Source organism: Micrococcus sp. LASM2_SD2 (assembly GCF_057364565.1).
The window spans coordinates 1-10,210 of the sequence record NZ_JBNFOB010000061.1 but is presented as its reverse complement, the minus strand read 5'-3'; the positions used below and the strand labels follow the sequence as shown (position 1 = coordinate 10,210).

7 protein-coding genes and 1 pseudogene are annotated in these 10,210 nt (G+C 71.6%); 4 read left to right on the top strand and 4 right to left on the bottom strand.

Going from position 1 to position 10,210, the window contains the following annotated elements:
* Positions 1 to 67: 67 nt before the first annotated feature.
* A complete protein-coding gene (locus AC2W7A_RS05175; protein WP_485990414.1) occupies positions 68 to 559 on the bottom strand; it encodes a RidA family protein in 492 nt (163 codons plus the stop codon).
* A gap of 3 nt (positions 560 to 562) precedes the next feature.
* Complete coding sequence (sp36, locus tag AC2W7A_RS05170) at positions 563 to 730, bottom strand: Sp36 family protein (protein WP_088478673.1); 168 nt, start codon at positions 728 to 730, stop codon at positions 563 to 565.
* Positions 731 to 851: 121 nt separating this feature from the next.
* Here sp36 and AC2W7A_RS05165 point away from each other — a divergent pair, with 121 nt between their 5' ends.
* The 4 genes from AC2W7A_RS05165 to AC2W7A_RS05150 all read left to right on the top strand — a co-directional run bounded on the left by AC2W7A_RS05165 (position 852) and on the right by AC2W7A_RS05150 (position 7,874).
* Positions 852 to 2,993, top strand: a complete 2,142-nt coding sequence (locus tag AC2W7A_RS05165; RefSeq protein ID WP_485990413.1) for a transglycosylase domain-containing protein — start codon at positions 852 to 854, stop codon at positions 2,991 to 2,993.
* Positions 2,994 to 2,997: 4 nt separating this feature from the next.
* Positions 2,998 to 3,933, top strand: coding sequence for a metallophosphoesterase (locus AC2W7A_RS05160; protein WP_485990412.1), 936 nt, complete (start codon positions 2,998 to 3,000; stop codon positions 3,931 to 3,933).
* A 111-nt stretch (positions 3,934 to 4,044) separates the two neighbouring features.
* Positions 4,045 to 5,934: an ABC transporter ATP-binding protein gene (locus AC2W7A_RS05155; RefSeq protein WP_485990411.1), complete on the top strand. Its 1,890-nt coding sequence runs from the start codon at positions 4,045 to 4,047 to the stop codon at positions 5,932 to 5,934.
* The gene (locus AC2W7A_RS05150) at positions 5,931 to 7,874 is read left to right on the top strand and encodes an ABC transporter ATP-binding protein (RefSeq protein ID WP_485990410.1); all 1,944 of its coding nucleotides are present in this window, start codon (positions 5,931 to 5,933) and stop codon (positions 7,872 to 7,874) included. The genes AC2W7A_RS05155 and AC2W7A_RS05150 overlap by 4 nt, the downstream gene beginning before the upstream one ends.
* A gap of 366 nt (positions 7,875 to 8,240) precedes the next feature.
* On the opposite strand, the gene AC2W7A_RS05145 is transcribed toward AC2W7A_RS05150, so the two are convergent.
* Both AC2W7A_RS05145 and purD read right to left on the bottom strand, forming a co-directional pair.
* Positions 8,241 to 9,161 (bottom strand): phosphoribosylaminoimidazolesuccinocarboxamide synthase, encoded by a 921-nt coding sequence (locus AC2W7A_RS05145; RefSeq protein ID WP_485990409.1) that lies wholly within the window; start codon positions 9,159 to 9,161, stop codon positions 8,241 to 8,243.
* Positions 9,158 to 10,210 (bottom strand): annotated as a pseudogene (gene purD, locus AC2W7A_RS05140) (phosphoribosylamine--glycine ligase); the annotation flags it as partial. The gene AC2W7A_RS05145 and the pseudogene purD, both read right to left, overlap by 4 nt.

Here is a 10,210-nt window from a genome sequence, read left to right as displayed (position 1 = left end):
ATGGGCCCGGCGAGAGGCGACGCGTGCCGCCCCGGCGACCGGGTCCGGGGACGCGGCGCCACCGCCGTCAGCGGACACGGACGGTGATCTCCACCTCGACCGGCGCGTCCAGCGGCAGCACCGCCACGCCGACGGCCGACCGGGCATGGCGGCCTGCCTCGCCGAAGATCTCGGCGAGGACGTCCGAGGCGCCGTTGACCACTGCGGGCTGTGCCGTGAAGTCGGGGGCGGAGGAGACGAAGCCGGTGACCTTGACCACACGTTCCACACGGTCCAGGTCACTGATGAGCTCATGCACGGCGGCCACGGCGTTGACCGCCGCGGTGCGGGCGAGCGCGGCAGCGGTGTCCGGGTCCACGTCCGCCCCGACCTTGCCGGTGGTCTCCAGCACGCCGGCCACGAACGGCAGCTGGCCGGAGGTCATCACCAGGTCCCCGTCCTGCAGGGCGGGCAGGTAGCTGCCCACCGCGGCGGCGACGTCCGGGCGCTCGATGCCCAGCTCGGCCAGGCATGCGGCGACGGTGCCCTCTCCCCAGCCCGAGGCCTGTGCGGCGGCCACGGCTCAGGCCCCCTTCGGACGCTTGAGGTAGGCCACCGGATTGGACCCCTCCGGGCCCGGGATCACGGTGACGAGCTCCCAACCGTCCTCGCCCCACTGGTCGAGGATCTGCTTGGTCGCGTGGATGAGAAGGGGGACGGTGGCGTATTCCCAACGAGTCTGCTCGGTCATGGTGGCCACCCTACCCACCGGTCGTCCCCGCTGCCCTCCCCTCCCAGACCCTCCCGGTACACTTCCGGGCATGGCGCCGCGCAAGTCCCCCTCCTCTGACACCGTCACGCCCGTCGGACGCATGCTGAGATTCCTCGGCCTCGCAGTCCTGGCGGGCCTGATCGTGGCCGGTCTGATGCTGCCCGGCGCCGCCTTCGTCGGTGCCGGCGCGAACGTCGGCGCCACCATGCTGGACGACCTGCCGGACGAGCTGCCGGACGAACCGATCGCGGTGCCCTCCAAGATCGTGACCGCCGACGGCAAGCTGATCGCCAACTTCTACGAGGAGAACCGCACCCCCGTCCCGTTCGACCAGATCGCCCAGTCCATGAAGGACGCGATCGTGTCCATCGAGGACGAGCGCTTCTACTCGCACGACGGCGTGGACGCCCGCGGCCTGGCCCGCGCGCTGGTCAACAACGCGACGTCCGACTCGACGCAGGGCGCCTCCACCCTGACGCAGCAGTACGTCAACAACATGCTCATCAACGCGCAGGTGCTGCGCGGGGACTCGCGCCTCACCCTGTCCGGCAAGAAGAAGGTCTCGGACAAGGTCAAGGAGATGAAGCTCGCGATCGCGGTCGAGGAGCAGATGACCAAGGACGAGATCCTCAACGGCTACCTCAACCTCGTCCTGTTCTCCGGCCGCGCCTACGGCGTGGAGGCCGCCTCCCAGTACGTCTTCGGCAAGTCCGCGAAGGACCTGGAGATCTGGGAGTCCGCCACCCTGGCCGGCATGGTCCAGTCCCCCACCGGGTACCACCCGGTCCGCAACCCGGAGGGGACGAAGAAGCGCCGGGACACCGTGCTGCGCGCCATGCTGCGCAACGACAAGATCACCCAGGAGGAGTTCGACCACGCGGTCGAGCAGCCGATCGACGTCACGATGGAGGCACCCCCGACCGGCTGCCTCTCCGGCGACTTCGCCAAGTACTTCTGCGACTACGTGGAGCGCCAGATCCTGGCCAACCCGGCCTTCGGACCGGACGTGAAGTCCCGCCAGGCCCTGTTGGACCGCGGTGGCCTCACCATCCGCACCACCCTGGACTCTCGGCTGCAGGAGGAGGCGCAGAAGTCCATCGCCGGCCAGGTCCCGAACGACGAGTCCGACGGCGTCGGCGCCTCCCTCGTCTCCCTCGAGCCGGGTACGGGCGACATCAAGGCGATGGCCCAGAACACGGACTACTCGCTGAAGGAGGAGAAGGGCAAGACCATCCTCAACTTCAACGTGGACAAGGAGTGGGGCGGCGGCGAGGGCTTCCAGGGCGGCTCGACCCTCAAGCCCTTCGTGGCCCTGACCTGGATGCGCAACGGCGGCAAGTTGGTGGACACCGTGGACGCCGGCGTGGACACCTACCCCACCGGCACGCGTTTCGCGGCCTCCTGCCGCGACGGCGGCTACGTGGTCCAGAACGGCTCGAACTGGAACCTGAACAACGTGATCGGCGGCCTGAAGAAGCGCGACCGGCTCGACGAGGGCCTGTACTGGTCCGTCAACACCCCGACGGTGGCGGCCGCCTACCACCTGGACCTCTGCGACATCACCTCGCTGATGACCGAGCTCGGCATGCGCCGCGCCGCCGACAGCCTGCCGATCGCCCCGGACAACCCGTCCTTCGTGCTCGGCGCGGACTCGATCGCCCCGATGTCCCTGGCCCGCGCCTACAACGCCGTCGCCGCCGAGGGCATGTACTGCGAGCCGCGGGCGCTGCTTCAGGTCACCGACACCGCCGGGAACGAGTACCCGGTGCCGGAGCCGGAGTGCAAGCAGGTCCTGAACAAGGACGACGTGCACCAGCTCTCGCCGATCCTGCAGGGGATCACGGACAACAACATCTTCCCGGACGACACCCGCCCCTTCCCGGCCGCGGGCAAGACCGGAACCAACAACAACATGTCCTCCACCTGGTTCGTCGGATACACGGACAAGCTGACCACCACCTCGTGGGTCGGCCGCTGGACCAACCAGAAGACGCTCGCCGGTGAGACCATCAACGGCCGCAAGCGCAACAACTTCTACGGCACCGAGATCTCCGGACCGATGTGGCTGGACTACATGGAGCAGGCCAACGAGCACCGCGAGTACAAGGCCGGGAAGCTCCCGGAGTGGGACGGCCCCCGCTTCTCGGACTACGGCATGGAGGGCAAGCACCCGCACGGCAAGGACTACTACTTCGAGGACATCGACCGTCCGGGCCCGAAGCCCTTCGCGTCCGAGGACTGAGCCGATGGCCCTCGCCCGTCCCCTGCACGCCGTCCTGGCCGCCGGTGCGGCCGCCGTCGGCATCGGTGCCGCCGGTGCCGCCTGGGGCCTCGCCGAGGCCAGCGCCTACCGGGTGAGCCGCCATATCGTGCCTGCGCTGCCGGTCGGCGCCTCGCCCCTGCGGGTGCTGCACCTGTCCGACATCCACCTCCTGCCCTTCCACCGCCGCAAGCTCGCGTGGCTGCGGACCCTGGCGGACCTCGAGCCGGACCTCGTGGTGAACACCGGGGACAACATCGCCTCCGGTGCCGCGATCGACCCGCTCTTCGAGGCGCTCGGCCCGCTGCTGGACGCCCCGGGCGTGTTCGTGCCCGGCTCCAACGACTACTTCGCACCGAAGCCCGCGAACCCCTTCCGCTACTTCGCCGGCCCCTCCAAGCCGCTGAGACACCAGCCCCGCCGCCTGCCCACCGAGGACCTGTTCTCCGGTTTCCGCTCCCACGGCTGGGTGGACCTGACGAACCGCTCGGCGACCCTGACCGCCGGCGGCGAGGGGAACGCCGTCGAGGTGCTCGCCGCAGGCACGGACGACCCCCATCTCGGTTTCGACGACTGGCACGGCTTCACCGCCCCGACCCGAGCGCCCCGGGACCGGGTGCTCACCCTCGGCGTCACCCACGCGCCCTACCGCCGCGTGCTGGACGCGATGGTCGCCGACGGCGCGGACCTCGTGCTGGCCGGGCATACCCACGGCGGCCAGGTGTGCCTGCCGTTCTACGGAGCTCTGGTGACGAACTGCGACCTGCCCCGCTCCCAGGCCTCCGGGCTGTCCACCTGGACCGCGGCCGACCGCACCGTGCCGCTCGAGGTCTCCGCGGGCATCGGCGCCGCCCCCGCCATGCCCGTCCGCCTGGCCTGCCGCCCCGAGGCCGTCGTCCTGGACCTGGTGCCCCGCGGCTGAGGCACGGCGACAGGCCGCGGCGAGCGGCCGTCGTCGGGAATCCGGCCGCCTCGGGCCGCGCCGTCCACATGCCGTGGAGCGTGCACACGGCGGACGCGTAGACTTCTCCCCGTGAATCCCAGCGCCGCCCCCACCACCCGCACTCTGCGGGAGTCCGTGCAGGGCCTGCGGCCGTACCTCGACGGCGTCCTCTGGCGCTGGGTGTGCGGACTGCTGGCCGCCCTGCTCTCCGGTCTCGCCGCCCTCGCCATCCCCCAGGTCATCCAGGTCCTGGTGAACACCGTGTTCTCCGCGGACGGCTCGGGCGGACGCCCCTCCGTGGTGTGGGCCGGCGTGGTGCTGCTGGTCCTCGGCCTGGCCGAAGCGCTGTTCGTGTGGCTGCGTCGCGTGTTCATCCTGCCGCCGGCGGCGGACGTGGAGAACCGTGCGCGCATCGGGCTGTACCGCCGGCTGCAGCGCCTGCCCGTCTCCTTCCACGACGCCTGGCCCTCCGGCCAGCTGCTCTCCCGCGCGCAGGCGGACCTGGGCCTGGTCCGGCGCTGGATCGCCTTCGGGTCCGTGATGTTCGTGGTGGACTCGTTGGTGATCGTGGTGGGCGTGGTCCTGCTGTTCACGCTCTCCTGGCAGCTGGCGCTGCTCTATCTGGCGGCGGCCGTGCCGATCATCCTGCGCTCCTTCTCCTTCCGCAACGACTTCCGCACCGTCTCCCGCCTGTCCCAGGACCAGGCCGGCGACCTGGCCACCACCGTGGAGGAGTCCGTCCACGGCATCCGCATCCTCAAGGCCTTCGGCCGCGGCCGCACCGCCCTGGAGGGCTTCCGCACCCAGGCCTCCACCCTGCAGGACACCGAGGTCCGCAAGGCCGGTCTGCTCGCCTCCTTCGTGGCCATGGTGGTGGCCCTGCCCGAGGTGGTGCTCGGCGTCGGCCTGGCCTGGGGCGTGTACCTCGTGGCCACCGGGGAGATGATGGTCGGCGCGCTGGCCGCGTTCTTCGCCACCACCGCTGTGCTCGCCCGCCCCGTGGAGTCCGTGGGCCAGCTGCTCGGCATGACGCTGTCCGCCAAGACCGCGATCGACCGCCACATCGACGTGATCTCCGTGCGTCCGGCCATCACGTCCCCCGCCGGCACGGACGCGGAGGAGGCGGCCTCCCTCGGCGCCTCCCGCATGACCGGGGACGCGGACGAGATGGCCCCGCCCTCCGGCGCGATCACCGTGCTGCCGCAGGCGGCCGGTGGCCTGGCGTTCCGCGGAGTGGAGTTCCGCTACCCGGACGCCAAGGAGGGGACCGAGTCGCTGCTGCGCGGGGTGGACCTGGAACTCGTCCCCGGGGAGACCATGGCGCTGGTGGGGACCACCGGCTCCGGCAAGTCGACCCTGCTGCAGCTGGTCCCCCGCCTCTACGAGGCCACCTCCGGCCGGGTGGAGGTGGACGGCGTCGACGTCCGCGACTTCCCGCTCGAGGAGCTGCGCCGCCGCGTGGCCGTGGCCTTCGAGGAGCCCACCCTGTTCTCGGACACGATCCGTGCCAACGTGCTGCTCGGTGCGCCGGCGGACGTGCTCGCGGACGAGGCGAGGGCCCAGGAGCTGCTGGACCTGGCCCTGGACACCGCCCAGGCCGGCTTCGCCCGGGCCCTGCCCGAGGGCCTGGACACCGAGATCGGCGAGGAGGGCCTGTCCCTCTCCGGCGGACAGCGCCAGCGCCTCGCCCTGGCCCGCGCGATCGCCGCGCAGCCGTACGTCCTCGTGCTGGACGACCCGCTCTCCGCGCTCGACGTGCGCACCGAAGAGGCCGTCACCCAGCGCCTGCGCGAGGTCCTGAAGGACACCACCACCCTGGTGGTCGCGCACCGCCCCTCCACCGTGGCCCTCGCCGACCGTGTGGCGGTCATGGTGGACGGACGGGTGGTGGACGTCGGCACGCACCTGGAGCTGCTCGCCCGCTCCGCCGCCTACCGGGACACCATCAGCAACGCCGAGGCCGAGGAGGCGCGCGCATGAGCATCCGGAAGGGCTCCGCGCCGGAACACACCCCGCAGCACGCCGCCGCGACGCCTGTGGCCCACGGGTCCACCGCGGCAGACCGCGTCCGCGGCGTCCGCGCCGAGGACATCCTGGAGTACTCCGCCGAGGAGCGCCGCCACGTCCGCCGCCGCTCCTGGCGGCTGCTGCGCGAGCTCGCCGGCCCCGTGAAGGGCCAGCTGGGGCTCGTGATGGCTCTGGTGATCGTGTCCAACGCGGCGCGTGCGGCGCTGCCGCTGCTCATCGCGTGGGCGATCGACTGGGGCCTGCCTGAGGTGCTCGGCGCCGTGGAGGCCGGGACCTCCCCGTTGCCGACCCTCCTGCTCGTGGGCGGTGCCTACGTGGGGGCGGCGCTGCTGGCCGGCGGCCTGCTCGGCGGCTATCTGTGGCTCACCGCCCGCGCATCCCAGCGGATGCTGCTGAACCTGCGCCTGCGCGTGTTCCGGCACACCCAGCGCCTGTCCCTGTCCTTCCACGAGAAGTACACCTCGGGGCGCGTGATCTCCCGCCAGACCTCGGACCTGGAGACCCTCCGCGAGCTGCTGGACCAGGGCGTGGCGTCGCTGGTCTCCGGCACCGTCTTCATGGTGTTCACGGCCGTCTCGATCCTCATCCTGGACCCGATCGGCTTCCTCATCCTCTGCATCGCGTTCGTCCCGGTGCTGATCCTGGTGCGCTGGTACCAGAAGGCCTCCGAGGACGTGTACCGCCGCTCCCGCGTGAGCTCGGCGAAGTCGATCGTGCACTTCGTGGAGACCATGACCGGCATGCGTGCCGTCCAGGCCTTCCGCCGTCAGCGCGCCAATGACGAGACCTACACACGCCTGGCCACGGACTACCGCGACGACATGGTGGAGTCCCTGAACTACTTCGGCATCCTGCAGACCGCCCTGGTGGCGATCGGCAACATGACCGTGGTGGCCATGCTGATCGTCGGCGGCTTCCGCGTCCTGGACGGCCAGCTGGCCGTGGGCGTGCTGGTGGCCCTGCTGCTGGCCGGCCGCCGCGTCTTCCAGCCCATGGAGATGCTCGCGATGTTCTACTCCTCGCTGCAGTCCGCCACCGCGGCGCTGGAGAAGGTCTCCGGCCTGCTGGAGGAGGAGCCCACGGTGGTGGAGGCCGAGCGTCCGGCCCTTCTGCCGGGCGCCGCGAAGGCCGGCGAGGGCGTGGCCTCCGGCCGCATCGAGTTCTCCGACGCCGTCTTCGGGTACGGCCCGGAGAAGACGGTGCTGAGCCGCTTCGACCTGACGGTGCCCGCCGGACAGACGGTGGCCGTCGTCGGGCAGACCGGCGCCGGCAAGTCCACGCTGGTGAAGCTGATCGCCCGGTTCTACGACCTCACCTCCGGCTCGCTCACGCTGGACGGCGTGGAGTTGAGTCAGCTGTCCTCCGCGGATCTGCGGCGCAACGTGGTGATGGTGACGCAGGAGGCGTTCCTGTTCTCCGGGTCCATCGCGGAGAACATCGCCCTGGGCCGCCCGGACGCCACCCCGGAGGAGATCCAGTCCGCCGCGCGGGCGGTGGGGGCGCACGAGTTCATCCTCGACCTGCCGGAGGGCTATGACACGGACGTGTCCAAGCGCGGCGGCAGGCTCTCCGCCGGCCAGCGGCAGCTGGTGTCCTTCGCCCGCGCCTTCCTGGCGGACCCGGCCGTGCTGATCCTGGACGAGGCCACCAGCTCCCTGGACCTGCCGTCCGAGCGGCTCGTGCAGCAGGGCCTCGAGCGGCTGCTGGGCAACCGGACGGCTCTGATCATCGCGCACCGCCTGTCCACCGTGGACATCGCGGACCGCGTGCTCGTGGTGCACGACGGGCAGATCGTGGAGGACGGCTCCCCCGCCGAGCTCGTGGCCGCCGGCGGCCGCTTCGCCGCCCTGCACAAGGCGTGGGAGGACTCGCTGGTCTCCGATCAGGACTGAGCCGGGCGTTTTCGTTCGGGAGGACGTCGAGTTCCCGTCCGGGTTCGCGCCGTCCGCCCCCCTTCCCGACGACGGCACCCGCCTCCGTCTGTCACCTCACCCTGATGCCTCGGTCACCGACCGTCGCGTCGGCCCTGATGGACACTGATGCAGGCAGCGATGACGACCCGGGTCGGATGCGGCCCCTTCCGGACACCATGAACTCGACGGGCTCCCGCGCGACAACGTTCCGGCCCCCCCGGTTCTCTGCACGAAAGCGCCGCGCAGGCCCTCCCGTTTCGCGAGCGAAAACGCTGCAGGACACCCCGGTCCTCCGAACGAAAGCACCTCAGGACCCGCCAATGTCACGAACGAAAACGCAGCGGCTCAGACCGCGAAGGTGCGGCCGGTGAGCCTCTCGTAGGCCTCCACGTACCGGGCGCGGGTCTTCTCCACGACGTCCGCGGGCAGGGCCGGCGGCACCTCGCCCGAGGCCCTGTCCCACCCGGACTCGTCCGAGGTGAGCCAGTCACGCACGAACTGCTTGTCGAAGCTCGCCTGCGCCCGCCCGGGCTCGTAGTCCGCGGCATCCCAGAAGCGGGAGGAGTCCGGGGTGAGGACCTCGTCGCCCAGGACGATCGCCCCGGTGGCCGGGTCCGTGCCGAACTCCACCTTGGTGTCCGCGAGGATGATCCCCGCACCGCGGGCGATCTCCTCGGCACGCGTGTACACATCCAGGGTCAGATCTCGCAGCCGTGCGGCCGGCTCGGCCCCCACGCGCTCGGTCATCTGGGCGAAGGTGATGTTCTCGTCGTGCTCGCCGACCTCGGCCTTCGCCGAGGGGGTGAAGATCGCCGGCTCCAGCTTCGAGCCGTCCACCAGCCCCTCCGGCAGCGGGAGGCCGGTGACCGTCCCGGACTCCCGGTACTCGGCGAGCCCGGACCCGGTGAGGTAGCCGCGGGCGATGCACTCCACCGGGAACATGTCCAGGCGCTTGACCACCATGGCGCGGCCGGCCACGGCCTCGGGCACGTCCGTGGACACCACGTGGTTCTCCACGGTCCCGGCGAGCTGCTCGAACCACCACAGGCTCAGCTGCGTCAGCACGGCGCCCTTGTCCGGGATCGGCGGCTCCAGCACGAAGTCGTAGGCGCTGATGCGGTCCGAGGCCACCACCAGCAGGGTGTCCGACTCCCCCGGCACGGCGTCGGCCGGCTCGTAGAGGTCGCGGACCTTGCCGGAGTAGACGTGCCGCCAGCCCGGCAGATCCAGGGCCTGTGCCCCCGCGAATCCGATGCGCTCGCTCACGCCCGGTCCTCCTTCTCCGGGCCCTGCTCCGCACCGTCCGCCGCACCCGCAGCGCCCGGCACCGTGATCTCCCCGCGCTCGGCCTTGAGCGCGATGTCCGTGCGCCACTGGGCGCCCTCGAAGTCGATGGCCTCCACACCGGCGTAGGCCCGTGCCCGCGCCTCGGCCAGGTCCTTGCCCCGCCCGACGACGGCCAGCACCCGGCCGCCGGCCGTCACCACGGCGTCCGGGGCGTCGCCCACGCCGGTGCCGGCATGCAGCACGGTCCACGCCGTCCAGCGCCCGCGCCGCCTCCAGGCCGCCGATCACGTCACCCTTGGAGGAGGAGGCCGGGTAGCCGGCGGAGGCCAAGACCACGTCCACGGCCACGTCGTCGGACCACGCCAGCACCCGGTCCGCCCCGAGCGCGCCGCGCGCCGCGTCCTTCAGAAGACCACCGAGCGGGGTCTCGAGGCGGGCCAGCACCGCCTGGGTCTCCGGGTCGCCGAAGCGGACGTTGAACTCGATGACCTGCACGCCCTGGGCGGTCACCGCCAGGCCGCAGTACAGCACGCCGGAGAACGGCGTCCCCCGCTTCGCCATCTCGGCCAGCACCGGACGGGCCACCTGCGTCATGACGTCCTCCACGAAGCCCTCGGGCAGCCACGGCAGCGGGGTGTAGGCGCCCATGCCGCCGGTGTTCGGGCCCTCGTCCCCGTCCCAGATGCGCTTGAAGTCCTGGGCCGGGGTGAGGGGGACCGCGTCCTCGCCGTCGCAGAGCACGAAGAGGGAGACCTCGGGGCCGTCCAGGAACTGCTCGATCACCACGGAGCCGCCGGCGCGAAGCAGGACTCGGCGTGGGCCAGCGCCTCGGCGCGGTCCTCGGTGACCACCACACCCTTGCCGGCGGCGAGGCCGTCGTCCTTGACCACGTGCGGGGCGCCGAACTCGTCCAGTGCGGCGGCGGCCTGCTCGGCACTCGTGCACACGCGCGCACCGGCGGTCGGCACGCCCGCGGCGGCCATGACCTCCTTGGCGAAAGGCCTTGGAGGCCTCGAGCTGCGCGGGCG